Here is a 22143-nt window from a genome sequence, read left to right as displayed (position 1 = left end):
CTATGGGATTTCTCAACGACCGCCCCAGGTCCTTTCAGGAGTAACAGATGTCGAAAACGCACAACAAAAAACCTTGGTGGAACCCGATCGCACACTTCGCAGCTCATGGCTTCGTCGGTACTGTCATCTTTTTCATCATCATGGTGCCAGCAGTTCTGCTCAACCATTTGGTCCACTACCTTGCTGACTTTGGTATTAGCAAGTTCACGCTGGATATATTGACGCTACTTGAACAAGCCCTTGTTTTGGCTGACGCAAGTCTCTTCTTTATATTTATCTGCATTGGCGCATATCGCGCAGTCAAGGAGTTTGCTGAATGAATCAAACATTTGGGTCTGAGTTCGCTAATGCTGCAAGGCAAGCACCACGTATCTTCTTCGCACCTTTGATGGGAGCTGTAGCTGCCATCAAAAGTGAGTTCAGACGCGTAAAGTACGGTGCAAACCAAACCAGCAAGCCGCTGCAATCCAAATAAACGCTCAGCAGAGCTACCTATAAAGTAACGCTAAATCCGACCCACCATCCTAGATGGTGGGTCTTTTTTTTGGTTCTGATTTTCGGTGCCGCCGTGTCCTCCCAGGCGCTGCTTGCGGGCAATGAGCGGCAATAGGCTGGCAGATTTGCATCGACTCTATAGCCGTATGCGTACGCGTTATGTATTTTTGTGCCTGGTAATTTCTTCGAACCGATAGGAGCGTTCAATTTGGCCAACACACTCGAATTCGAGGTCGGCGCCGGCTACGAGGTGGCCAACCCACCCAAGCTTGCTGTCGGTGACGATCAGTCCCACCAGCTCTCTCGTTATTTCACTGTGCTGGCCACCGACGAGCACGGGGTGTCGGTGTATGACGGGTGGTACGGTGAGGGTTTTTCGAGCTTGCATCTCCCACATGATGTCCTTGCGCAACTTGACGTGACGAGGCTGCCGTCCCGAGGTGAGGCCGGAGCTGCGGACTTGGCCAACGCTATCGCTACCTCGGCCGCCGCCGCCATCGAGCGCCGTGACCAGGTGAAGGAGCACGGTGCTGCTGAGCAAAGCGTGCACGCCTCGCAACGATTCTTCGTGCAGTTCTTCTCCGGCCAGATCAGGGGGCTCGCCTCCAAAGGGCTGATAAACCCAGACCTTGCAGTTCAGATGATCAGCCTGTCGACCGGGGTGGAGCTTGCTGTCGGTGAATAGTCGAGGGCGATTCTTCTCTCTGCGCATCGCTATAGCTGCCGTTGCCACTATCTGCGCTGTTGCTGCTGTCGGCCTGATCCTGTTCAAACCTTGGGCCCAGCGTGGCTTCGAGATGGCAGCAGCTAAGCCGGTGGGTCGGTACTGCCTGATCAAGCCAGGTGAGCACCGGACCCATTGCGAGGGCGAGGATACCGGCCCCAGGGACCCAGTATTAGCAGCCATCAAAATCATGTCTCAACAAGGGGGGCGGCCGTGATGCCACCTCTCGCCAGTAAATCGTACTACCTGTTCTGTATCCAACCCAACCTGAGGAACCGCTATGACAATCACTACCGACATGCTCGCTCGTATCGCCGTTGTGGTGCTGGCCGTGATCATTTCGATCGCTATCAAGCGCCGCAAAGCTCTTTTCACTGTGAAAAACGCCTCTGGCCCTGAGCAGGTCCAGGCCATTCAGGGCTTTGCTGATCGCTCGCTGCGCGATGTCAATCTCCTGATCTGGCTGTGCTCGGCCCTCTGCGCAGCCGCACTGGCAGTGTGTTTCTACTCGATCTTCATCCCGCTGTAAGCCAATCCTTGTTGATGGCCAAGGCCTCGGTTCATATCTGTGAACTGAGGCTTTTTTTTGTGGCGGCATCATGACATCGAATGGCTAGCAGTATATCGATTCCTCTAGTATTATGTGTACGTGTTATCAATCAAATCTAGGAGCTTGAGATGCAGCAAATCCAATTCTGGGCCATGCGGACATTGAACATTGTTGGCCAAGTGCCGGCAGCCTTGGCACTCGCGGCATTCGTGTTTGTGTGGGCAAAGATTGGCCACATCACCCCCACACTCGCTTTCGTGCTGATCGCGGTCCTGGTGATGGCAGCGCTTTTCGTACAGCTGATGAAAATGGCCGATCGTAAAAAAACCAAGGCTGAGCAGGCTCGTGCTGGCACCGGTCTGCGCTGAACTGCAGCATGCCTGCCAGCCTGACGCAAATCACTCGGTGCCGTCCGTATGTGCGAAGCCTGATAGATACCGGCTTCTACAGCGAGATTCCGATGCATCACGGGGTGGTTGAGCGCGTGGAGCTCGCAGGTGGCTATACCGTGGAGCTGAGCCTTTCAGGGGATGTATTTGATGGCCCTGCGGTGTGTGAAGGGCGACTGGTTACAGCCTGGCTCCTATCGAAGTCAGAGGCTGTACCGGTCGCTATCCTGGACGGGGTTTTGTTGTCCAGTGGAGAGGGGAAGCGATACTCCTTGGCTGATGCTTGCGATCTGGTCAGCGAGGCCGTCCAGGCGCTGGTTCAGGAGCTGGTCAGGACCTGCCATCAGGACTTCGCCGCTGTGCTGGAAGCTGGCAGCGTCTTTGTTATAACCCGGCTGGAAGTTCGCGATAAATTCAGGTCGTCAGAACTGAGTCAGTCTATCGTCGACGCTTCATGCACCTGGCTTCGTTCGAAATGCCGGTTGGCGCTTCTTACCCTGCAGCCGTTTCCTCTCCAATACGAAAATACTGCACCCGTTCTAGGCAGCCGGCATTACGAGACATACTGGCGAGCCCTTAGTGCGGACGTGGAGAAGCTTTCTTCATATTACAGCTATCACTTTGATTGTATCGCTGCGTCACTTGAGTCAACTCTGTTGATCAAGCCGCTGAGCGGATACAAATGCGCGCTAAGCCGGGCAGGGTGGTCGTTCATAGCCGCGGAGTAAATATGCTCGCTACACAGAAGCAGCCTAAAGGCGTGAAGTACAATATCCAACTCCTCATGAACGGATGGGTGGTTGCAGCGCTCTTGTGGACGGTTGGATCCTTAATTGAATTCCTCCTGGAGAAGTTCGAAGTCATCCCTGCCTACAGCTACGGCTTCTGGGTCAAGGTGGTTGGCTGGGCAGTGGGCGGTATCTTTTTTGCTCTGTTCATAAGCCGCCTGGCTATCTATCGTTACCATAAAAAGATGGGCAAACACTTATGAGCCTGTTCTTGATCGGAGTTGGCTTGACGGTAGCGGCTCCGGCGCTCTGTCGTAAAAAGTATCAGGCCCATGGACCAGCCTGGATCTACTCCCTAGGGTGCGCCGCCGCGGTGCTTGGCCCATACATTTTGCTTTGCACATTCTTGGACATGGCGACCTTGCTCGCGACTGCAGCAGCCCTTGGTCTGCCGTTCTGGATCTATGAACGGTATCGGGGAGCTAAAGGCCGGCCTCACTACACACAAGGCGTTTTGGCCTTTCTGGTGGAGTTGACGCCTGTTGCCGTGTTCCTGCTCCTATTCCGATCCTTTGTCGCCGAACCATACCTTGTGCCGTCGTCATCGATGCGTCCCTCGCTTGGCGTGGGGAGTGTCGTTGTAGTCGATAAGTTCACCTATGGGATGAGATTACCATTCGTTCCAAAGCCAATAACGCAAGGGCGCGCACCGAAATTTGGCGATGTCTTGGTTTTCCGATTCCCACTCGATCCGTCTAAGCCTTACATCAAGCGTGTGGTAGGAGTCCCCGGTGATCACATCACTTATCAAGCGGGTGTACTCGCCATTAATAATGTGCCAGCGGTCCACGGGATCGAGAAACCATATGAGTACGAAGATGAAGGTAGCGGAAAGCTCAAGCAGGCCGTATATACACTGGAAACAGTTCACGGCTTACAAATCGGCACGATTAAAGACCCTGGCAGCAACGACTTTGGTGTAAGCACAGACTTTCCTGACATCCCCGGCTGCGATCGAAACTTGTCAGGCTTGGCATGTACGGTTCCCGCGGGTTCTTATTTCGTACTAGGTGACAATCGTTCCAATAGTCTGGACAGCCGTTACTGGGGGTTTGTCACAGACAAGGAAATCATAGGTCGTGCCGTTCTTGATCTTGATTTCACTAACGGCAGATTGGAATTAAGCCGTGTAACTCGCTGATTCGCTATCAAGGAGCAAGCTGTCATGGAGCATAGCAAGAATACAACCCCGTGTTTCTCATTACCTGTTTGTAAGGCAACGCAAGGCCTTGCACCCACCTTTCAGGAGAGAAACGCATGAACTTCCATGACACAGCAATCAAATACGCCACGCTCGCAGCAGCTGCAGTTGATTCCCGCGGTAACCTGCTGCACCAGGTCGGATCATATCCATCAGGAACGGTACGTGACGCTGAGCTCGCTGAGCTTGAGCAAGCGTATCGATCAACAGTCATTGCCGAGTTGGTGAGCTCCAGTGAACTGAAGGCCACGGCCCACGTCGTGTTATCCCAGGACGACGACGAGTCTGGTGCGGATGCAGAGGTGATCGGCATCTGCTTTGACTCCGTTTCCGCAGAAGGTCTTGCCGACGAAGCTGCATCCGAAATGGCTAAACGCATCAACCAGTTGCTGTCCAACGACATGGGCGCCGATTTTGAACCTGTTTCGGTCACGCAGACTGGCCAGGAGCGCATCATCTCCAATTCCAATGTCGGTATTCTGGGTGCTATTCGCATCAAGACTGCTTCGGTAAGCATCGAGGGGAACGGATGTGGACTGCATACCGTTACCTCGCCAATCATCCCACTTGGGGTGGCCAGTTTGTAAACCAGCTGTATGCCCGGGCCAAGTGTAGGTTCACAAAATAGATGACATACCAGGCCCCGTTTTGATCGGCGCCTGGTCATTTTTTTTGTGAAGCGGGGCGGCGTTTCACAGAAAAGTTGCACGACTACCCATCGGCCACAGCTGTTGACCATCCTTGCAAGAGCCTGGGTGCCCATGCGCTTCCGCTGCCGGCCGTATCAGCAGTACTCCAGCTGCATCCCGAAAATAGGTCATCCGTAGGGGAAACCCTGGCAGCTCATTCTTTCAGCGTGACAATTAAATCCAAGGCGATACTATGCGTGTACGCGTACGCGTTATGTATCAAATAAGCCTATTGATGCTGTAAGCGTTGGAGCCCGATATGACTGCGAAACGACCATTGCTTTTGTCTCTGTCAGGGGTGCTCTCACTGTCCCTGGTCTCAGCTGACTCGTTCAGTTTCAATCTTGTGCCAGACCCGCCTTCGAGCGAACTGCCTACGTACCTAGCTGCATCCGCGGGGGCCCTTTTCCTCCTCGGCGCTTGGTACTGGTTCAACCGGTCCAGAACCACAGCCCAAGTGGCAGAACGACGGATCCAGCGCCAGCTTCAGGCGCTTGAGAAACTGGAGACCCAGGTTGGCCGAGCGGAACAAGTACTGTCCTTGAAGTGTGAATTCATGACGCACCAGGTGCGCACCGAGCTTCAAGATGCCCTGTACGCCATCACTACAGACACCATTCGGAACATCGGTGGGCTGCGCCGGCGGGAACTCATGACCGACAAACAGTTCCGCAAATTGATGGCGCGGTCTGATGAGTTTTTCAGCAGCCTGGAGAAAGCGCAGGCCAGTGTGGTCACGCTCAATCTGGAGGAGGATGTGCCACTGCTCATGCCAGAACGGGGCAATCCTCTACCAAAGCCGGTACCTCAAAAGCGTCCTGATGCCCCCCTGACACTCCAAGCTCCTACGGCAACTGCGGCAGCGAGTATCCCGATTCCGGTGAAGCCGCGGCCGAAGGGAGCCAATGCTGACGCAGGGGAGTCGGATGGGGTGCCGGCGCTGGCGGTTACGTCAGCTCTCGTTCTGGGTGGTGGTCTGCTCTCCAGCAATGGGCTGTTCCTGGGTGGTGATGATGCCCAAGAGTCAGGTCAGAACGACTCCCTGGATGATTGAGGCTTATGGAGACCTCCAATTCCGCGCCTGGCATCGAAGTATCGTCTGCCAGGCGCATCGCTGACTCAAGCATGCAGGGTATTACCCGGGACAATCGCCCATCGAAGCCTTCTGATGCCGGCTGGCGTGTTCGACTGATGAAGGATGGGAAGTTTGTCGCCGATCGCCATTTTCGCGACCTGGCCTACCACGGCCGTTCCCGGGCAAAGCGCGCAGCGCAATGCTACCGCGACGACATGGCCTTTGAGAACCAGATCCAGTTCACCCAAACCGTGCACACTGATCTTGCCCTCCAGCGCCATGCAGCAGGCCTGACTCAGGCAGCTATAGCCTCGATGCTGTCCGTGTCACCCGGGCTGGTATCGAAATGGGAGAAGGGGGCCGATATGCCGGCTGCAGCTCGATCGCTCTTCGAGGCTGCAGTGCAAGGTGAGCTTGTCGGCGACGCACCTAGCCTGGCCGGTGCAGACATCAGGCGCATCAGGGCCGAGGTCCTAGGCTGGACACAAACACAACTGGCCGATGCGCTGGGATGGGCGTACGCCGCAGTAGGCTATTGGGAAAGAGGGCAGCGGCGGATACCAGGTTGGGTCCAGGTGTACATGAAGGCGATCGATGAGGGCCGTATCAGTGGCAAGCAGTAATGACGATGGTAGCAGTTCAACAATTGACGGTGCGATCAGCCGGTGGCAGCAGGTGATGCCCTTGCACCTTCGCCTCCCGATCGTCTTTTCAGATGGTACTCAATTGGCCCGCTTCGCAGTCGACTGCAGCCATTGCCGGCGTAGTTTGAACGGAGAGTTGGTGAGGGGGGAGGTCACACCTCAGCCGGGCGATCGATTCGAGCTAGCTGGGCTTGCTGCCTGTGAGGCATGCGCGTCGTTCACTCGATTCACGATCATGTGCACGGGCTCAACCGGTTCGGTGCAGCTTGAGTGGTCAGCTGCCGGGGAATTGAAGCGGCACGAGGTGCACACAGCCTGGTGGACGAAGTTGAAGGCCATTTTCCGGTAGGCAAAAAAAGCCCCTACATCGAGTGTAGGGGCAGCCTGGAAGGCATGGTTATTCCTCAATAGTTTTGAGGTTGAGCTCTTGCTCGGCGGACGGGTTCACGTTCAGTTTTTCCTCTTCCTCTTCCGCAAGGCGGAATTGTTCGAGAATGTCTTCAAGCCGCTTTTGGTTCTCCGGAGAAAGCTGGCTGAAGCCTTTATCCTGGCGGATGTCCTGGATAGCCGTTCTCATCGTTGGAGCAGCGTTGGTGACTGCCTTCTTGATGACCTTGCCTGGAACAAACCGTGGCATGAGTTTTTCGGTTCTGCCGCCTGCAGCAGCTGAGCGAGCAAGGCCTTGCTCGATCACTTGCAGAGCTTTGGGGCCATGCTCTTGAAGGATCTGAACAGCCAACGTGAACGAGACCACTTCGTCCCGGACATAGTTCCGAATCTCCACAGGACCGTTGATCATCAAGAGGTAATCAGAAACCTGGGCGGGCCAGAGATTCAGTTTCCTGGCGATCGCGGAATGGTCATCGGGATGGAAGCGGGTCATGCGTTTGCAAACAACTGCTGTCGCATATGGGCTAAGCGGTGAACCATTATTGCTGATCACAAGGTCTGCAGTCATGTCCTCTTCGGAACAATCATCTGCAGCAATGATGCAAGGGACGGTTGGGATGCTTTCACCTTCGGCGATCAATTCCATCGTAGCTTCAAGACGCTGATGGCCACGCTTCAGACAAATTGACTGCTCTCCATTTTCATCGCGACGGATGATGACCGAGAGAGCCGAGTCTTTCTTGAATCCATTGTCCTTGATGGATTCCTTCAGTTTTTGAACGTTGGCCAAGTAGGCAGCATTTCGCTCCCTGACGTTGTACCCCGGGATGACCTGGATAGTACCTGGCGCTATGTTCCAGAGGTCACCTGCGGTGAACCGCTTCTTGCCATCACCCTTTTCCATCGCTTTTTTGATGTTGCCAGTGGTGATGATCATGCGGAAATCCAGATCCATCTGGTGTTCGGTGCTGCTGTTTTCGACGGTTGCGGTCATGGCGGTGCCCTCCTGAAGGGTCAGAAATCGTTGAACTTGCTAAGAGTGATGACTGACACCTGCGCATAACCCAGATTTGCCGACACCAGCCATTCGGACAGGGTTTCTATCTGTCCGGCGCGGCAATATTACATAACGCGTACGCATACGCGCTAGGTATTCTTATGTGTATTTCGGCCTTCGACTAACCAGATCGTTGAGCGCTGCCCGGCATCGAGGTGCCCCGTGGCAGTAACTCCGTCGACGAGGGATAGCTTGATACCAACAGAACTGCGGACGGTTGCCTCCAGATGGTCAAGACTCAATTCTGCTTGGTAGGGGGACATGGCCACCTCGATTGCACCCGTCACCATCAGCAACTCGCAACCAGCACTGCGGGTGTTTGCTCCGACGCGGGTAATGGTCAGGTCACGGATGCCACCATCGGTAATCGCGAGGCCCAGAGCTTTAGGACCTTGCTCGATGACGCACAGAGCCGCAGTGACCAGGCCTCCCAGTTCAGCGGTTGACCGGCTAGCGTCGACCGAAATGATTTTCCGGAATGTAGCGGTGAACCCTGGCCAGGTGTCAGGAGGGGACATCTTCCCGTGTTTTGATGACCAGACTGGATGATGGCTGACCAAGACCCTTGTCACGTCATGGTCGAGGCTGTCCGCAAACGACCAGTGCTGGTCGGCGCCCTCACGAACCTTCGCAATTTGCCACTGGGAGCGGAACGCCCACAGCTCAAGGGAGGACGATTCGTCGATCTTGTAAAAATCACATTTGCTTCGAGCGTGGGTCAGTGCTGGCGCCATCACAGCGTCACCATGCCATTCGAACTGGTCGAGGTTTTTCAACCTCTGATTCCCGTGCCAATACGAAAGCTCGACAGTGACCTGGGAGAACCACTTAACCTCTGAGGTGCTGGCGGCCGGCAGGTGGGCGGGGGAAGAAATGCCTTGCTGGGGCTGGCTCGTGAGCATGGTTGGTCCCTCATGGTTTTGACGCGTGAATAATACATGAACACATACGCCACCTGTATCGAAATGCCATCATTGCGTTCGTTCGACGAAAAAAAACCGCCTCGAAAGGCGGTTTGGGTGTGTTCAGTTCGTAGCAGCGGGTGCTGCAGGCGGCGGCAAGAGCTCCTCAACGGGGGCGCCGGCCAGAGCAGCTTTCACCATGCTGATGATGACATCAGCCGTGGTTTCCGGCTCAGTCAGACTGATGCAGGTGCTGTATGAGAAGAGTAAACGGCTGCCAATCTTGGCGAAGCCAGTTTCATCGGCGTCTTTGTCGTGGTCGAATTTTCCACAGCCATCACCGACCTTTAGTTCCACGGCAACGAGGTTTGCACAGTAGGCGGGGTCACAGATGCCACGAACATTGAAGCGGATGCAGAAGGCTTCAGCGAAAGCGCGAATCTTCGGCGGTACCTGGTAGTCCTTGAAGGCCTCTTCGAAGAACCCCGGTTGCAGAGCAGGACGTTGAGCGGTTGCGTTGAGGGAAGTGGTGGTCATTAATCATCTCCTGGTGGGTTGAACTTGCACCAGGAGATGAAAATCAGCGCTTTGTATTTTTACAGAGCAAGGGTTATCGCTACGATCGTGGCAAGCCCAATACCCAACAGCAGCTTCCTGTTCTTGTCATCGAAGTAGATCCCGCGGCGGTTCAAGAAATGCTCGACGATCGTGAAGCCGTCCATGGGCGGCAGGGGGATGATATTAGTCGCTGCCAGGAGGATCGAGCCCTGGGCCGCGACAAGCGTCGGCCAGTTCGGCGAGACGTAGTGAATCCCGAAGAACAGCAGGCCGGTCGCCAGGGAGATGAGGGGGCCACCTGCAGCGATGATCGCCCGGCGGTCTGAGGGCGCCTTTTCGTAGTCGGTGCTGACCACATACGCCCAAAGCGGAATCAGACCAATTTCATGAATAATCCCAGATTTTCGGAACGAGAAAAGCTTGTATCCGCCAATAATGAGTTTGTCAGGCTTAATACCAAACCGCTGCATTGGTATTAGATGCCCGGCTTCGTGGATCAAGAGCAAGAACACCAGCATCAGCCAAATGACGAAAAAGGCGATGGCGAACATACCGATGGTTACCAGTGCGTCAGGCAGCATGGTTTTCATTCCTAGAACATGATGCAGTAATTCTTTAGCAAAGCTTCAAAACCTTCAAGTCAATATCCGGATATTTGTACCGGCCAGTGTACTGCACAGTACAACTCCAGCCACATGGCAATACAGGTCCGTGTTCTTCATTACAGGTGGTTATGAAACTACTCTGGTGAACGTATGAATACCTGTTTTCAGCTTGCGGCTTACGCTCGATCTCAATGGGCGCTAGCCGTACTACTCATGAAATCGCCGGAAACCACTCAACTAGCAGCCAATACATTTCAAGATGCAAAGGATGCTGCCTGGGGTTATGGCTGGGGGGCGTCTGAAACCCCTCATGCACTTCTGACTGATATCCCGGAACTCTTGAACGCTTTCAATGAAGGCAAAACTGCGCTTCAGCAAGATATGAAACTCGCTGGCTAATACCAATTATTAAAGGAAGATTGATCATGAGCAGCACTGAAGTAAAAGCTAATCAACCCGCACTTGAAATGTTCGCAGTCACTCTGAACTGGGGGCAGCAGGATGAGGGCACCTATTCCGAATATGTGTTGGCAACAAGTCAAAATGAAGCTTGCTTCAAGGTGGCGGAATCCATGGCGGAGCAACGTGAGTATGTTGATGATCTGGAAACTCCCGAGGAAAAGCGAGAGTGGATTTCTGGCCGAGCCTGGGACATCGCAGATTGCCACTTTGTCGAGGACAGCTTGGCTTCTGATCTGGCAGCACTGTACGGCGACGTTCTTTTCCCGGATGGCGTTAAACGCTCGATCGATATGACGGCATTGCGAGCGTTGATCGTTGAGCATCGTCACCGCTTGGTACCGCCAACTGAGGTCACACCGGTTGAGCAGTTGGCGTTCCACTCTGTTGAGTCGGGCTTCTGCCGGGTCTACTACAAACGGCCGAAGGGCACTTTGTGCTGCTTCCAGCTCGATACACGTAACACCTTCAAGCTCTACCATTGTTCACGTGATGGTGAGCCAGAGCATGAAATCAGTCACGAGAGGAAGGCGGTAATCACCTTGCCTGAAGACAATGGCTGCTCTCTGGTAACCAGCTTCCGCGCTTGGTGGCAGCAACAGAACAGGCAGTCTGCTGCCTAACACCAATGATCCCCGGCCACTCTGCGGAGTGGCTTTTTTTTGCCTGACGATAACCGCCCTCAAACGAAAACGCCCCACAACTGAGCGGGGCGCTTGGTGAATCAGTTTCCGATTAGAAACCGACCGACAGGGACAGCGTTGCGACGTCTGAGGCAACGGCTTTGTCGCTACCGAAGCGGTGGCCGTAGGTGATACCCACGCGGGAGGCCTTGAACGGGCCGGCAACCTGCAGCCCTACGCCCACTTCGTTCCAGCGCTCAGTGGTGTCCTGCTTCATGTCGAAGCGAGATACCCCCATCACATCACCGGTCAGATCGTCTTGCGAGTTGTTCAGGCGGCTAACGTGCTTGATGTTCGCCGAGACGATGGCCTTGTTGGCCAGGTTCATGCTGGCATTCAGGCCCGCGGTACCGTAGATGTTTTCTTCGGTACGCTTATCGAAGTGCGCCGGGAACGAGCCGCTGGTCTCTGTGTAGCTGCCCAGCTTGGTGTTGAGGTAGTCCAAGCCCAAGAAAGGCATTACCGCGATGTTGTCCTGCAGGATGAATACGTAGCCGACTTGGCCCGATACAGCACGTTGGCTGACATCGGCCTTGCCTTTCGACTCGACGTCGCCGGCACCGGTTTTGTAGGAGCGCTTGATGGTCGCATCGCCCTCGGAAACAGCCACGGCGCCACGGGCGAATACACCATTGCGCAGACGGTTACCGTACTCGACGAAAGCACCGATCGTGTTGGTATCGCCCTCGACACGGTCATCGTTGATCTTGAGCGACGTGCTTGGGCCTTGGTAGCCGATACCGGCAACAAGGTCAGGGGTCAGTCGGTATGCAGCGGTAACACCGCCGTATACGTTGTCACCCTGGACAGTGCCGGAGTGGTGAGTCATCTGGCTGCTGACGCTGACACAGATGCCGCTGGTGTCGAATGTCGAGCAGGTTAGTTGGTCCTGGACGAACCCTTGCAGTTGGTTCTGCATGGCTTGTGCGTAAAGGGTCGCATTCTGCAGAGAGTCACCGAGGTCCAGCAAACCGATCACACCAGTCGGTGGAGTGGTCACGTCAGCGCCACCCGCGCCAGTGTCATTACCCACGGTGCCACCAGTACCAGTTTCAGTGCCCCCGGTACCACCGGTACCCGCGCCTGCTTCGGTGCCACCGGCGCCGGTACCCGCGCCATCGCTGCCGCCTGTGGAAGTGTCCCCTGCATTGGAGGACCCACCGGTGCTTGGGGGTGTTGGGTCAGTAACAGGCGGGGTGACGACGGGAGGGGTTACCTCAGGGGTAGTCTCTTCCGGTGGAGTGGTCACCACTGGTGGAGTAGGTACCACAGGCTCGGAGATTGGACCATAGGAACGCGCTACGAACGGCTGCCAACGACTATTCAGGAAGCCCAGGCCGAAGACGGTGTTGCCATCAGCGGACACCGAGGTGGCGGTGTTCAGGGTGTTGTTGGCCAGCAGTGTGTAAGACGGGTCGTTGTGCTGCAGCCACTCAACCAGCGATTGCATGCCAGTCTCTGCGGTCCAGCGGAACCCGGAGAGGACGCTGCCAGTGGTATCCGCGACACCGACGACCACGGCGCCGTTTGCAGATACACCTTCAGCTTTGGACAATGTCCCGTCGGCGAGCAGGCCCAGGCCCTGCATTCCAGACAGTTCGGACCAAATCATTGCTTCGCTGAGTGCGAGCGATGAGTCACTGGCGCCAACAATATAGGTGCCATCAGCACTGGTTGCCGTGGCAATAGATTGAGTCCCGCCGTCCAGGGTTCCGAGACTCTCAGCGCTTCCCCCCTCGACCCAGCGAGTTGCGACATCACCGTTGCCGGCGCCGTTCTGGGAGTAGCCCACGACAACCGAGCCATCTGCACTCATGCCCAGTGCGTAGCTGTAGGTACCGTCGTTCAGGTAGCCCAGCTGGGTCACAGCGCCAGCCAGGTTCCAGGTCACGGCCGATCGGTTGCCGGTCAGACCGTCCTCAGCCGAACCCGCGATGACGCTTCCATCAGCCGATACAGCGCGGGCTTCAGCTTCCGCGCCACCGTTCAGGAAGTCCAGCTTATGAATGCCAGTGCTGTTCCAGTACACGGCGGTTTCGCTGTCCGTGACGTTGTCGACAGAGCTACCGACGATGACATCAGCTTCATTCGACGCAGCGTAGGCAGCGGCGTTGGTGCCGAGACTGGCCAGCAGTTGCTTGCCGCCCAGCAACGTCCACTTGAAGGCCTCGGTGGTGTCGGTGCTCGGGTTGTACTGAGCGCCAACCAGGGTGGAACCATCACCCGAGCCACCGATGTGCGGATCGTAGGTGGTATCGGAGGAGCCCAGCGTTGGCGCGTAGACATCAATGCCGGCGTAAGCGGCATGCGCAGTGCCTGCGTTCATGGCCAGTGCGATGGAGGCGACAAGCAGAGAGAGGCGTGGCTTGAAGGGGGTTGCATTGGTGTGCATGGGCTGTTTCGTCCTGACCTTGTTAGGTGATATCAATTGGATGGCCGAATAATACTGTCAGTATTCAATCCAAAGCAAACGGAATCTTATGCGTACGTGTTAATTATCGGTGCGCTTTTCTCCAGCGGTGATCGAGCAGTTGGTTTGCGTGCCTGTGTTGTGCATCTCCGGTGACCAGGTCTTCGCAAGAGGCCGTCATTCCCTGAGGAGAATCGTCATGCTGCAAATCCCAAAAGCGCTGCTCGAAAAACGCATTACCAAAGAAACCCTTCACCGCTCGGGCAAGCGATTGCTCAAAGAGATCGCCGGCCGCCTGAAGCTTCCAGAAACGAGCTACGAAATTCGTTCGTGCAAAGGTGGAAACGCAGTCATGGGGGAGGTGATCCTGCACAGCGATCATCTCTATTTGATGGTTCATCTAGGTTCAGGTGGAGTGCTCAAAGTGCTCTACCGATCCTGTGAGGGCCGAAAGGATTATTCGGGCGGTTTGAACTGTTATGTATCAGTCTTGGAGTTGGCCAGCACCACAGCGGCTGAGCGATTCATCTCGAAGCTGGACACCCTAAATGAGCTGGGCAAGCGCCAGCACGGCCACCAGGCCGCTTGAGCGAGAGGTTCGTATGTCTTCAGTTTTGAAGGAATTCCCGGAAGCCTTTGCCACACGCATCAACAAGATCCTGGAAATGCCGGATCCGGTTCCTGGGAATCGCGAGAATGGGTTTTTCGCTGGATATGGTTGCCGCTGGTGCCATTTTTCTAACGCTTGGCACACGGTTTTGCCGTTTGAGATGCAGCCGGTAGCTGAAACTGTGGCGAGCATGTTCCGCAACGCTGGTCTGCAGGACGTGACAATCACGCTTGAAGGCGGCGTGACACAGGCTGAAGGAGGCAAGGGTTACCAGGTCTCTGCTCGAATCTAAACCGCTGTACCGCCGCTCCCTATGGGGCGGCTTTTTTTCGCCTGTCGTTACAGCTGTCTGTGCTTCATCTCAGACCAAGATGACTACCCAAAGAGGCGCAGCACCATGGACGTAATTGCAAGCAACGTAGCTGATACCCAAGAAATGGTCATGACCGAGGTCCTGCCGAATGGCGAGACGCTCAAGCGACCGTATTCACCGTCGGAGATGGCTTTCATGTTCAACGACGTGGAAATTCGCAACCCCTACTTTTCGCCGTGCGGGACAACAGTTGTAGACCCCGTACAGGCGTATGGCTTCGAGGTTTATCACACCGGAGGAGGTTGTATGGCTTTGCGGAAAGAGTTCTGCAACGGTCAATACCTGCTTCTATCGATTGAGGTGTCCATCGCTGAACCAGAGGAGTGGGACGAGTGCACATTGGGCCTGTATGACGTCGATGGCGATGAGAAAGCCTACTGTGATCTCCGTGATGTTCCATATGCACAAGTCGACCTGACCGGGCATCTTGATTCCCCAGTGCGCTTGTTGTGCCCGTGCTGTGGTGCTCGTACCACCGGTCGGCAGTGGGGCAATCAAGATGCTGGTCACGGTCTGTGCAGTGATTGCATCGAGAAGGTGCTGGTCAAGATGACGGCAGAAGAGTTTTCCAAACGCTACGGGCACCATGGAGTTCACTTCGGTCTGTCGCAGTGCGCTCCCTCTGTTCAGTTGCTCGACGAGCTCGCTCAAAAGAAACTGTTGGCGCAAGAAGAGCCGTATCAGCAGGCAGTGGACTCGAACGCTCTCAAGGACCGGTACCGTTCATGGGCGCTGGACAACATCGCCAATGATGATCTGCAGGTCAATGAAGATGCCCAGGTAACGCTGTGTGAAGATGGTGCATTTGTCGCAACCTGGACATGGGTGCCGCGAGATTCCATTCCGGACGTTGCTGGTCCGGTAGAGTCCGCTGACTAACGCTACGCAACCGCTCCCTCACCGGAGCGGTTTTTTTATGCCCGGGCGCCGGCCGGCGTTGTAGGTCGCTGTGATGCATCCCAATGCATACGACCAACCTCTCTGGAGATTGCCCATGGCAAGCAAACTAGCACGCGCGGTACCACCCACCATCAAGCCACTGGCAGAAGCATTGTGTGATGGCCACCGGTATCCGCCGGCGGAGATGTTTCGATTTTTCCTCGGGGCTGTGATGGAGCTTTGGGGGTTTCAGCCCTGGTATCCCATACCTGATGATGTCCGCGGTAAAATAGGACGAGCCATTACGCTGTACGATCAGGCGGTGGCCCATGAAGAGCCGTTCAAGGACATTTTAGGCCCACTCTACGAAGAGCTGGCCAGCCATGGCGGCAAGCAAATGCTGGGGCAATTCTTCACACCCTGGTCGCTCGCAAGCATGATGGTCAGGATGAGCGATAGCGACATCGACGCGCCTCGCGCCGGTGATCTCAAGGCTTACTCAGATCCGGCTTGTGGCAGTGGAGTTATGCTGTTGGCAAAAGCAAACTACCTGCTCGAAACGAAAGGTCCTGGGGAGCTCCAGCAATGGCTTTTTCACGCATGCGATATCGATGGCATTTGCGCTCGCATGGTTGCGATTCAGTTGGCCGCGAATTGTGCCATTCATAAGGTCGAAATAGGGGAGATCATAGTGCTCCAGGGGGACACGCTGTCCGTCTCAGACACCAAGCAGCAGATCTTGCGCGCCACCTCTCCGACGCTAATGCGTTCACGTCAAAATTCAATTCCAAAACTTGAGGTCGCCTCATGAAACGCTGGTACATGTTCGCCGCGGCTTTAGCCTTCCAGGTGCTGCCGCATGCGGCAAGTGCTTCGGAGGCTTCAGATGCTGTTCAGTCGGTTGCTTCCTCAAAAATGTCCACCGTAGCTCGCATCAACGGCGCCACACGGCCGGTCATCTACGTTGGAAATTTTGAAGGCTGCGACTCAGTCTCGATTCAAAATGCCCCCGGGCGCTTTGAGCACTTCCGTGTATGCGGTAACCAGGTCAGTGCTCGCAACACAGTGTCACCCAGTTGGACCGGGGACGGTGGCGCCGGGGATGTTCTCCGCGCAGTGGTCGATAATGCGGTTCTATTCGGTGCTGCATCGCAAGTGGACCTCAATGGTTACCTGATCGCAGCACGTGCTCTGGGACCTTCCCAGCGCTCGTGCGCCAATGTGGAGGTCATCTTGAGTTACGAAGGTGACCTGGTCGACAGGGCATTGAAGAGCATCTGCTCTCACCGCCGTTAACCCCATCAAACCCCGTCCTTGAGACGGGGTTTTCTTTTGGGCGTCATTCAAGCGGCCGAAGATATGGGCTTCAGTCCGTAGCGCCGATTCATGTTGGCTGTGACGCATCTCGCTTTACTAGACCAACACCTGAGGGTACCGCTATGCATTCGTCCGTAACCACCAAGAGCTACACCGTCGAAACCCGTGCCACCAATGGCGCAGAAGGCACACCGGATTATGCTTCCTTCAACATCGATTTGGCTGCAGCACAGGGCATCATGAACCTGGCTCGCCTAGTCAGAGAGAATGGGCTGCACAAGGTCGAAACGTTCGACAGCACTGCGTCATTCCATCAGTACGCCCCGGGCACGGAGGAGGCGGAGGAAATTGAAGCTGAAAACGATGTGCTACTGAAGGCCTGCTGCCTGAATGTGGACTCGACCAGCTTCTGGTTTTCGGGATTCGTCAGAAACACCGACGTCGAGGTTGTTAGCGCACGCCAGCCGATCGCCGAACTGGAAAGCCACTTCCGCTTGGCTGGAGGCACCGAAGAGGTTGAAGTTGATGGGGAACGACAGTATCTCGTTACTTGGAGTGCTGATGTTGAGGTTGAGGGGGATCACCATGCGGCAGCCCAGGCTGTCGCGGACCGGTATTTCCGCAGCCACATTGCCGCCGGTGAGCAGGACAGCGCGTGCACCTTCGTGGTGACCGCAAAATCCGATCAAAAGCCAGTAGAGATCGATCTCTCGGCTTGCCACTCCGATGACGAAGTCACGGAGTCGGCATGACTGCTGTACTTCAGCCTTTAGCGCCAGCATGATGCTCGCGTCAAACGCTGCACATGACCCGGTCAATAGACCGGGTTTTTTCGCCCGGGCCCCAGCGCATTTGTCCCAGGCCCTCCGTATCCTAACGCTACACCCAACCCGGCCACGTGCCGGGTTTTTTTATGGTGCCCCGGGCGCTGTGCCCGATCCGACAAAATTGGTGAGTTTCGCGGTTCATGTGACTCATCCCCTTGGACTTGATCAACGTTCTAAGGGGACACACTCATGCTCGCAACACTTGAACTGACTGATGGAATGATGGTGATGGTCCAGGCTGGTCGCCAGGGGCTGACCGGCATCCGGTGGTCGACCCCATTCGTTGACCGCCTGAACATCGAAACAGACCGTGAGGGTGCCACCTCTGGGCTTTCACTGAAGCACACCAGCTTCGCTGAGTTCGATCCGCGCTATCACCGTGATGGGCGGAATCAGTTTGTCGCGCAGGATCACGCGCTCCGGATCGTGAGCGGCAGACTTGAAGAACACCAGCAACGCTTCGACACCACGGTCGACAAGCTCGTAGCTGCGGGCACTTTGAAACGTAGTGAACTCCCTGCATTTGGGAATCTGCTCACGGCGATGACCGCCCTGGCAGCCTCAGAAGAGGTCTGCTTCGATCGGTTTATCGACTTTCACAGATACCGTCGGTTCTCCGACTTCCTGTGTGATTGGCAGGCGGAGAAAGCGAAAGCTGCTGGTGAGAGAGCATTGGAGCTCGCCCACCAAAAGCCGGCCCTCGAAATCGCATTCAGCACCCTTGTTGAGTTCGGGATTTTTGGTGAGACGAAACCAGCTGGTCGACTGTGACCGCGAAGGGGGATCAAAAAATGTCGCCTTACCAAGAGCAGAAGGTTGCTGAACTGAAACGCTTGGGCTGGTCTGAAGTCGGAAAACGCCATCTGCCAGGCCCCGGCCGGACACCAGCGAAGCAGGTGTATGAGCTGTCATGTCTGCAGGGAAAACTTCAGGTCTTCGTCTACCCGGCGGAACTGATCTACCAGACCGCTTAACGCTATACCCACGCCCGACCTAGTCGGGCTTTTTTTGCCCGCGGCCAAGCTGCTTGCGTGGTGATCGATGTGCGCCATCTCCACGCACTAGGTCAAAAATCACAGGAGCAACCCCAATGATCACCGCAAGAACGCAGCAGTCATCCCGACCGAAAGCACATGCCCTGTTCAAGTTGAATTTCTGTCTTCGTATGGCAAAGGAGAACTCGTTCTTCGCTCGTACCGAACCGCACCGCTATCGGCCCGAATACCGCCGTATGAGGAGGGAGTCGATGCAGGATGCCCGTTATTGGCGTGCCCTGTGTAGCCGCTTAGATACCTGTTCAAAAGCTTGATCGCTATCACAGACAATGCCCAGGGGGCCAACATGCTGCAAACCCTTACTGCTGCCCACGGGGCTTCGGTGATCCCAACAGGATTCCACCTAGCACGTGTCGTAGGTGTGAAACCGAAGTTCAAATCTGACCCTGACATGCGTGAGATCGTGTTCTACCAATGCTTCCTCTCCGAATGTCATGGAGCCAACGGTCTTGAGCCTTGCGAGTACCTGGCAGAGCGAAATCGTTACCTGTTGAGTGCAGCGAAATACATGGTCAATACCGGCCTTTCCACGAGCCCAGTGATCCAAGAGCTGGTGAGGTCCGAGACCGAGGTCAAGTACCTGCCGGCTTAGGCTGGATCATCTCCAAACGCAGCACAGACCCGACCCTAGTGGTCGGGTTTTTCTTTAGTGAACGGGTGGGCCAGGTCAGGTTGCTCACTAGATTGCAATTCGGATATTATTTTGAGGTTCGACCGTTTCAGTACGCGCATGCCAGATGAGCCTCTCATCTCATTTGGCCTAAGAAAGCCGCCCATTCTCAGGCGGCTTTTTTTGTGCCTGCGATTTAGCCTTGTTCGGCCATATTTCTAGGGGTTGCGAAGCCCACACCGACGTTCTAGGGTTGCAGTGATGAAGCGAGGCCGAACCTGGCAGAGGAATGCATAGCCGCAGATCTGGCGGTGCAGAACCCCATCCACCACAAGCTTTGCAATCAACTGTTTCAGAGGACGAACGATGTTTGATGCAGCCCACTATCACGTGCAAGCCACAGAGCTGTTGACCGCCTTCGGCGTCCACCAAAGTGCACTGAGCACGTGGTCGCTGAGTGATGTGGGAACGGCCAGTCACGGCTATATCCACCACTCGCAGAAGCCCGCAGCCCTCGCAGCATATGCCGCGGTCAACCCTACCTTCGCAGCCGGGCGCTTTCCTGGATATACGTTGGTGGACCTGGTCGACAAGATCCCGAGCCTGGACTATGCGGAATATGCTGCCCTGGCGATCGTATGCGGGGCTGAGCTGCCTTCGTTCAAGGGTTCCGAGGAGCGAGCACGCATTTTCGGCGAGGCCGTCTGGGCTATCGTAGAGAAGTACCAGCTGCATGGATGCTTTGAGCGCCACAACAAGCCGTTCCAGACTATAGGCGATCATTACAGTCTCCGGCCCAAGGGGTGTGATTGGGCGAGGGACCATGCTGAGCTTCCGGAAAAGCTTACCGCCATGCGTAAGGCATATCGGTCCATGACTCCGCTTCAGCAGGTGATGACATTGACGGTGATGCACCTATACAACCAGGGCAAAGACAAGCTATTCCTCACCGGCGGCTGCCCAACGAAAATTCTCGCTGCCGAGGCCCTGACCATCCTGCGCGATAACTCGGCTCTTGCTGACTGGGGCCACCTCGTGTCCCACTACGCCGGCTGGTAATCATCGACCTCACCCACCTTCCAGGATCTCTACAGATGACTGAATCTCCTTTCGCCACCCACCGGGCAGTGTTGGTCGACAGCGACTATGCGGCCGCAGGCTTTCTTCAGTCGTTCGCGATGGCCATGTACGCCGGCGCTGCCTTCCCTATGGATGCCCATGGCCTGCGTAACCTGGATGATCAGCACATGCAGATCTTTCAAGACATGGCGGCTTCCTACCGCCGGCATGGCGAAGCTGATCCCGATTTTGTAGACGTGTGCAAGGCGATCAAAGCCAAGCGCGCAGCTCACGCTCTCAGGGTCAAGGGAATGCTCGATGAGCTTTTGGATAGCGATCCGGACCAGTACGAGGGCGGTCGACATGAGCATGCTAGAACCGTGAGTGTCTACGAGCGTGAGCATCAGCTGAACATCGAACGTCGCTGGTACGTACCTTCGTAAATCGTACCCGGCCAGCCTTCCTGGGCTGCACCGAGACGGAAACAGAAAGGCCACCTCTGCTTACGCTCGGGTGGCCTTTTTACATCTCAACACTGGACGGGCGTTTAGACCGCATCACAGTGGTCACGCATCAACCCCCACACGGCCGATAAAAGCCGGTAGATGGTCAGTACGTGGCTCAGAATATTCAGCATACGCTTCATAATCGTTGACCTCCGTTTCAGGAAGGCCAATCTTCCAACGCCTAACCGGCACTTCAGCGCTTTCAGAACGCACGTGGTGCATTCCAGAAGAGGCCCAGGTGGCCCAACGAATGCAGCAAACCGGCACGGTCTAAACACCGTGTCGAAGGGGGTATCTCATCCTCGGAACATCGAGATTCTCGGGTTACCGAGCAGAGGACATAACCACCCAAGGGCCTCTCGAAATGCAGGTCCACATGCAAGCCGGCGCATCATACCTGTGCCCAGTTCAGAAAGCCTGAAAAAAATTCAAACTATCCTGAAAATGATAAAGCCGCCCCGCCTGCCGCCTTCCACACCCGTGTGACGCATTCCTGCGGTACCAGGTCTTCGCAACACCTGGCTTACCTTTCAGGAGAGTCATGCAATGCAAACACAAACCGTAAATGCCGTCACTCAGCTGGACACCAGTGATGATTTCAACCAGTCGAAGCTGCCGATCGACCGTGAGTCGATTCGCTCGCGACGTCTCTTGCGCCTGATCGAGCTGGTGGAAGTCCTTCGCGTCCCCGACAACGATCGCACCATCTGGCAGATGCTGCTCGATGCCGGCGCTAACCCCGACTTCATCCTGTTGCGTGACTGCGACGATGAATCTCGGCTCGCCCGCCGCCCTGCGCTGCAGGTGAATGTGAACACGAGCAAGCTGCATGGCTTTCTGGTGATTACCCACAACTCCGACGATACCGGCTACAAAATCCTGCTCCAGGACAAGGGCCACTCGGTACCAGTCAAAACGGTCGACAACGTCATCGTGCGTAAACTTGCCGCCACACTCGTTGAGCTGATCGATGACGGCGCCAAGCGTGTCGAAATCCCTTCCCAGGGCCTCTCTACGAATGCTGTCATCGCCGGGGACTACCTGCTCAGTTCTTGAACGTTTCACCTGACCCACCGTTCGCGGTGGGTTTTTTATTGGGCGCTGCAAAGCATTCCCTCAGACCAAGTTGAGGGTATACAGATGACCACCACCGTACAGTTCCGGCATTTTTCAAGGTAGTTGTCGCGTCAACCGTCTAACTATGCCGCCATTTTCTCGTTCTGTTGCTCTCGATCCGGGTTCAACAACACGGTGCCGATCGGTTCCCAGTTACGCGTCCGGCCTGACC

30 protein-coding genes are annotated in these 22143 nt (G+C 55.6%); 25 read left to right on the top strand and 5 right to left on the bottom strand.

All coding sequences use genetic code 11. The annotated features are described in order from the left end of the window. Nucleotides 1–47: 47 nt before the first annotated feature. The 11 genes from MF6396_RS25445 (at nt 48) to MF6396_RS25400 (ending at nt 6534) form a co-directional block, all read left to right on the top strand. The gene (locus MF6396_RS25445) at nt 48–320 is read left to right on the top strand and encodes a hypothetical protein (protein WP_064492235.1); all 273 of its coding nucleotides are present in this window, start codon (nt 48–50) and stop codon (nt 318–320) included. Continuing rightward, a complete protein-coding gene (locus MF6396_RS28845) occupies nt 317–475 on the top strand; it encodes a hypothetical protein (RefSeq protein WP_170978770.1) in 159 nt (52 codons plus the stop codon). The genes MF6396_RS25445 and MF6396_RS28845 overlap by 4 nt, the downstream gene beginning before the upstream one ends. A 228-nt stretch (nt 476–703) precedes the next feature. Continuing rightward, nucleotides 704–1180 (top strand): hypothetical protein, encoded by a 477-nt coding sequence (locus MF6396_RS25440; RefSeq protein WP_064492234.1) that lies wholly within the window; start codon nt 704–706, stop codon nt 1178–1180. Between the two features lie 319 nt (nt 1181–1499). Then, complete coding sequence (locus MF6396_RS25435; protein WP_064492233.1) at nt 1500–1748, top strand: hypothetical protein; 249 nt, start codon at nt 1500–1502, stop codon at nt 1746–1748. Between the two features lie 149 nt (nt 1749–1897). Continuing rightward, nucleotides 1898–2137, top strand: coding sequence for a hypothetical protein (locus MF6396_RS25430; protein WP_064492232.1), 240 nt, complete (start codon nt 1898–1900; stop codon nt 2135–2137). A gap of 8 nt (nt 2138–2145) precedes the next feature. Beyond that, complete coding sequence (locus tag MF6396_RS25425; protein ID WP_177346346.1) at nt 2146–2886, top strand: hypothetical protein; 741 nt, start codon at nt 2146–2148, stop codon at nt 2884–2886. Nucleotides 2887–2888: 2 nt separating this feature from the next. Continuing rightward, entirely contained in the window at nt 2889–3149 is a 261-nt protein-coding gene (locus MF6396_RS25420; protein ID WP_064492231.1) for a hypothetical protein, read from the top strand. After that, a complete protein-coding gene (gene lepB / locus MF6396_RS25415) occupies nt 3146–4087 on the top strand; it encodes a signal peptidase I (RefSeq protein WP_078481807.1) in 942 nt (313 codons plus the stop codon). Before MF6396_RS25420 ends, lepB begins: the two co-directional genes overlap by 4 nt. A 116-nt stretch (nt 4088–4203) precedes the next feature. Beyond that, nucleotides 4204–4734, top strand: a complete 531-nt coding sequence (locus MF6396_RS25410) for a hypothetical protein (RefSeq protein ID WP_078481806.1) — start codon at nt 4204–4206, stop codon at nt 4732–4734. A 361-nt stretch (nt 4735–5095) separates the two neighbouring features. Next, on the top strand, nt 5096–5890 hold the full coding sequence (locus MF6396_RS25405; RefSeq protein WP_078481805.1) for a hypothetical protein: 795 nt from the start codon (nt 5096–5098) through the stop codon (nt 5888–5890). Between the two features lie 5 nt (nt 5891–5895). Continuing rightward, on the top strand, nt 5896–6534 hold the full coding sequence (locus tag MF6396_RS25400) for a helix-turn-helix domain-containing protein (RefSeq protein ID WP_078481804.1): 639 nt from the start codon (nt 5896–5898) through the stop codon (nt 6532–6534). A gap of 418 nt (nt 6535–6952) precedes the next feature. Here the strand turns inward: MF6396_RS25400 and MF6396_RS25395 are convergent, their stop codons facing one another. The 4 genes from MF6396_RS25395 to MF6396_RS25380 all read right to left on the bottom strand — a co-directional run bounded on the left by MF6396_RS25395 (nt 6953) and on the right by MF6396_RS25380 (nt 10052). Further along, on the bottom strand, nt 6953–7939 hold the full coding sequence (locus MF6396_RS25395) for a ParB/RepB/Spo0J family partition protein (RefSeq protein ID WP_064492222.1): 987 nt from the start codon (nt 7937–7939) through the stop codon (nt 6953–6955). Between the two features lie 152 nt (nt 7940–8091). Then, a complete protein-coding gene (locus tag MF6396_RS25390) occupies nt 8092–8904 on the bottom strand; it encodes a hypothetical protein (protein ID WP_064492221.1) in 813 nt (270 codons plus the stop codon). A 123-nt stretch (nt 8905–9027) separates the two neighbouring features. Then, nucleotides 9028–9441, bottom strand: coding sequence for a hypothetical protein (locus tag MF6396_RS25385; RefSeq protein ID WP_064492220.1), 414 nt, complete (start codon nt 9439–9441; stop codon nt 9028–9030). Between the two features lie 59 nt (nt 9442–9500). Beyond that, nucleotides 9501–10052 (bottom strand): site-2 protease family protein, encoded by a 552-nt coding sequence (locus MF6396_RS25380; protein ID WP_223843662.1) that lies wholly within the window; start codon nt 10050–10052, stop codon nt 9501–9503. 165 nt (nt 10053–10217) lie between these two features. On the opposite strand from MF6396_RS25380, the gene MF6396_RS28535 reads away from it, so the two are divergent. Then, nucleotides 10218–10466 (top strand): hypothetical protein, encoded by a 249-nt coding sequence (locus MF6396_RS28535; protein WP_153046119.1) that lies wholly within the window; start codon nt 10218–10220, stop codon nt 10464–10466. A gap of 26 nt (nt 10467–10492) precedes the next feature. Continuing rightward, nucleotides 10493–11149, top strand: a complete 657-nt coding sequence (locus tag MF6396_RS25375) for a hypothetical protein (protein ID WP_064492219.1) — start codon at nt 10493–10495, stop codon at nt 11147–11149. A gap of 112 nt (nt 11150–11261) precedes the next feature. Here MF6396_RS25375 and MF6396_RS25370 read toward each other — a convergent pair whose 3' ends face one another. Next, nucleotides 11262–13601: an autotransporter domain-containing protein gene (locus MF6396_RS25370; RefSeq protein ID WP_064492218.1), complete on the bottom strand. Its 2340-nt coding sequence runs from the start codon at nt 13599–13601 to the stop codon at nt 11262–11264. Nucleotides 13602–13818: 217 nt separating this feature from the next. Here MF6396_RS25370 and MF6396_RS25365 point away from each other — a divergent pair, with 217 nt between their 5' ends. The 12 genes from MF6396_RS25365 to MF6396_RS25310 all read left to right on the top strand — a co-directional run bounded on the left by MF6396_RS25365 (nt 13819) and on the right by MF6396_RS25310 (nt 21911). Beyond that, complete coding sequence (locus tag MF6396_RS25365; protein WP_064492217.1) at nt 13819–14208, top strand: hypothetical protein; 390 nt, start codon at nt 13819–13821, stop codon at nt 14206–14208. After that, on the top strand, nt 14168–14521 hold the full coding sequence (locus MF6396_RS25360) for a hypothetical protein (protein ID WP_153046118.1): 354 nt from the start codon (nt 14168–14170) through the stop codon (nt 14519–14521). The genes MF6396_RS25365 and MF6396_RS25360 overlap by 41 nt, the downstream gene beginning before the upstream one ends. Before the next feature lie 105 nt (nt 14522–14626). Continuing rightward, nucleotides 14627–15481 (top strand): hypothetical protein, encoded by an 855-nt coding sequence (locus tag MF6396_RS25355; RefSeq protein WP_064492216.1) that lies wholly within the window; start codon nt 14627–14629, stop codon nt 15479–15481. 115 nt (nt 15482–15596) lie between these two features. Beyond that, nucleotides 15597–16292 (top strand): N-6 DNA methylase, encoded by a 696-nt coding sequence (locus MF6396_RS25350; protein WP_078481803.1) that lies wholly within the window; start codon nt 15597–15599, stop codon nt 16290–16292. Continuing rightward, complete coding sequence (locus MF6396_RS25345) at nt 16289–16777, top strand: hypothetical protein (protein WP_064492215.1); 489 nt, start codon at nt 16289–16291, stop codon at nt 16775–16777. Before MF6396_RS25350 ends, MF6396_RS25345 begins: the two co-directional genes overlap by 4 nt. A 143-nt stretch (nt 16778–16920) precedes the next feature. Continuing rightward, entirely contained in the window at nt 16921–17550 is a 630-nt protein-coding gene (locus tag MF6396_RS29095; protein ID WP_223843666.1) for a hypothetical protein, read from the top strand. Nucleotides 17551–17814: 264 nt separating this feature from the next. Further along, entirely contained in the window at nt 17815–18396 is a 582-nt protein-coding gene (locus MF6396_RS25335) for a hypothetical protein (RefSeq protein WP_060515425.1), read from the top strand. 20 nt (nt 18397–18416) lie between these two features. Continuing rightward, a complete protein-coding gene (locus MF6396_RS25330; protein ID WP_064492214.1) occupies nt 18417–18599 on the top strand; it encodes a hypothetical protein in 183 nt (60 codons plus the stop codon). Nucleotides 18600–18966: 367 nt separating this feature from the next. Beyond that, nucleotides 18967–19272: a hypothetical protein gene (locus tag MF6396_RS25325; protein WP_064492213.1), complete on the top strand. Its 306-nt coding sequence runs from the start codon at nt 18967–18969 to the stop codon at nt 19270–19272. A gap of 384 nt (nt 19273–19656) precedes the next feature. Then, nucleotides 19657–20349, top strand: a complete 693-nt coding sequence (locus MF6396_RS25320; protein ID WP_064492212.1) for a hypothetical protein — start codon at nt 19657–19659, stop codon at nt 20347–20349. Between the two features lie 35 nt (nt 20350–20384). Continuing rightward, complete coding sequence (locus MF6396_RS25315) at nt 20385–20792, top strand: hypothetical protein (RefSeq protein WP_064492211.1); 408 nt, start codon at nt 20385–20387, stop codon at nt 20790–20792. A 609-nt stretch (nt 20793–21401) separates the two neighbouring features. Further along, a complete protein-coding gene (locus tag MF6396_RS25310) occupies nt 21402–21911 on the top strand; it encodes a hypothetical protein (protein ID WP_064492210.1) in 510 nt (169 codons plus the stop codon). Nucleotides 21912–22143: the final 232 nt, after the last annotated feature.

The sequence above is a fragment of the Pseudomonas sp. MF6396 genome (assembly GCF_002018915.1).
In the GTDB taxonomy this organism is placed as follows: Bacteria; Pseudomonadota; Gammaproteobacteria; order Pseudomonadales; family Pseudomonadaceae; genus Aquipseudomonas; species Aquipseudomonas palmensis.
Note: the sequence above shows the minus strand (reverse complement) of the source record. Positions and strands in the feature narration are given on the sequence as shown.

Bases quoted from the DNA above. Each gene is read 5' to 3' on its own strand.
- MF6396_RS25445 (WP_064492235.1), top strand. From the start codon at position 48: ATGTCGAAAACGCACAACAAAAAACCTTGGTGGAACCCGATCGCACAC.
- MF6396_RS28845 (WP_170978770.1), top strand. From the start codon at position 317: ATGAATCAAACATTTGGGTCTGAGTTCGCTAATGCTGCAAGGCAAGCA.
- MF6396_RS25435 (WP_064492233.1), top strand. From the start codon at position 1,500: ATGACAATCACTACCGACATGCTCGCTCGTATCGCCGTTGTGGTGCTG.
- MF6396_RS25430 (WP_064492232.1), top strand. From the start codon at position 1,898: ATGCAGCAAATCCAATTCTGGGCCATGCGGACATTGAACATTGTTGGC.
- MF6396_RS25425 (WP_177346346.1), top strand. From the start codon at position 2,146: ATGCCTGCCAGCCTGACGCAAATCACTCGGTGCCGTCCGTATGTGCGA.
- MF6396_RS25420 (WP_064492231.1), top strand. From the start codon at position 2,889: ATGCTCGCTACACAGAAGCAGCCTAAAGGCGTGAAGTACAATATCCAA.
- lepB (WP_078481807.1), top strand. From the start codon at position 3,146: ATGAGCCTGTTCTTGATCGGAGTTGGCTTGACGGTAGCGGCTCCGGCG.
- MF6396_RS25410 (WP_078481806.1), top strand. From the start codon at position 4,204: ATGAACTTCCATGACACAGCAATCAAATACGCCACGCTCGCAGCAGCT.
- MF6396_RS25405 (WP_078481805.1), top strand. From the start codon at position 5,096: ATGACTGCGAAACGACCATTGCTTTTGTCTCTGTCAGGGGTGCTCTCA.
- MF6396_RS25400 (WP_078481804.1), top strand. From the start codon at position 5,896: ATGGAGACCTCCAATTCCGCGCCTGGCATCGAAGTATCGTCTGCCAGG.
- MF6396_RS25395 (WP_064492222.1), bottom strand. From the start codon at position 7,939: ATGACCGCAACCGTCGAAAACAGCAGCACCGAACACCAGATGGATCTG.
- MF6396_RS25390 (WP_064492221.1), bottom strand. From the start codon at position 8,904: ATGCTCACGAGCCAGCCCCAGCAAGGCATTTCTTCCCCCGCCCACCTG.
- MF6396_RS25385 (WP_064492220.1), bottom strand. From the start codon at position 9,441: ATGACCACCACTTCCCTCAACGCAACCGCTCAACGTCCTGCTCTGCAA.
- MF6396_RS25380 (WP_223843662.1), bottom strand. From the start codon at position 10,052: ATGAAAACCATGCTGCCTGACGCACTGGTAACCATCGGTATGTTCGCC.
- MF6396_RS28535 (WP_153046119.1), top strand. From the start codon at position 10,218: ATGAATACCTGTTTTCAGCTTGCGGCTTACGCTCGATCTCAATGGGCG.
- MF6396_RS25375 (WP_064492219.1), top strand. From the start codon at position 10,493: ATGAGCAGCACTGAAGTAAAAGCTAATCAACCCGCACTTGAAATGTTC.
- MF6396_RS25370 (WP_064492218.1), bottom strand. From the start codon at position 13,601: ATGCACACCAATGCAACCCCCTTCAAGCCACGCCTCTCTCTGCTTGTC.
- MF6396_RS25365 (WP_064492217.1), top strand. From the start codon at position 13,819: ATGCTGCAAATCCCAAAAGCGCTGCTCGAAAAACGCATTACCAAAGAA.
- MF6396_RS25360 (WP_153046118.1), top strand. From the start codon at position 14,168: ATGAGCTGGGCAAGCGCCAGCACGGCCACCAGGCCGCTTGAGCGAGAG.
- MF6396_RS25355 (WP_064492216.1), top strand. From the start codon at position 14,627: ATGGACGTAATTGCAAGCAACGTAGCTGATACCCAAGAAATGGTCATG.
- MF6396_RS25350 (WP_078481803.1), top strand. From the start codon at position 15,597: ATGGCAAGCAAACTAGCACGCGCGGTACCACCCACCATCAAGCCACTG.
- MF6396_RS25345 (WP_064492215.1), top strand. From the start codon at position 16,289: ATGAAACGCTGGTACATGTTCGCCGCGGCTTTAGCCTTCCAGGTGCTG.
- MF6396_RS29095 (WP_223843666.1), top strand. From the start codon at position 16,921: ATGCATTCGTCCGTAACCACCAAGAGCTACACCGTCGAAACCCGTGCC.
- MF6396_RS25335 (WP_060515425.1), top strand. From the start codon at position 17,815: ATGCTCGCAACACTTGAACTGACTGATGGAATGATGGTGATGGTCCAG.
- MF6396_RS25330 (WP_064492214.1), top strand. From the start codon at position 18,417: ATGTCGCCTTACCAAGAGCAGAAGGTTGCTGAACTGAAACGCTTGGGC.
- MF6396_RS25325 (WP_064492213.1), top strand. From the start codon at position 18,967: ATGCTGCAAACCCTTACTGCTGCCCACGGGGCTTCGGTGATCCCAACA.
- MF6396_RS25320 (WP_064492212.1), top strand. From the start codon at position 19,657: ATGTTTGATGCAGCCCACTATCACGTGCAAGCCACAGAGCTGTTGACC.
- MF6396_RS25315 (WP_064492211.1), top strand. From the start codon at position 20,385: ATGACTGAATCTCCTTTCGCCACCCACCGGGCAGTGTTGGTCGACAGC.
- MF6396_RS25310 (WP_064492210.1), top strand. From the start codon at position 21,402: ATGCAAACACAAACCGTAAATGCCGTCACTCAGCTGGACACCAGTGAT.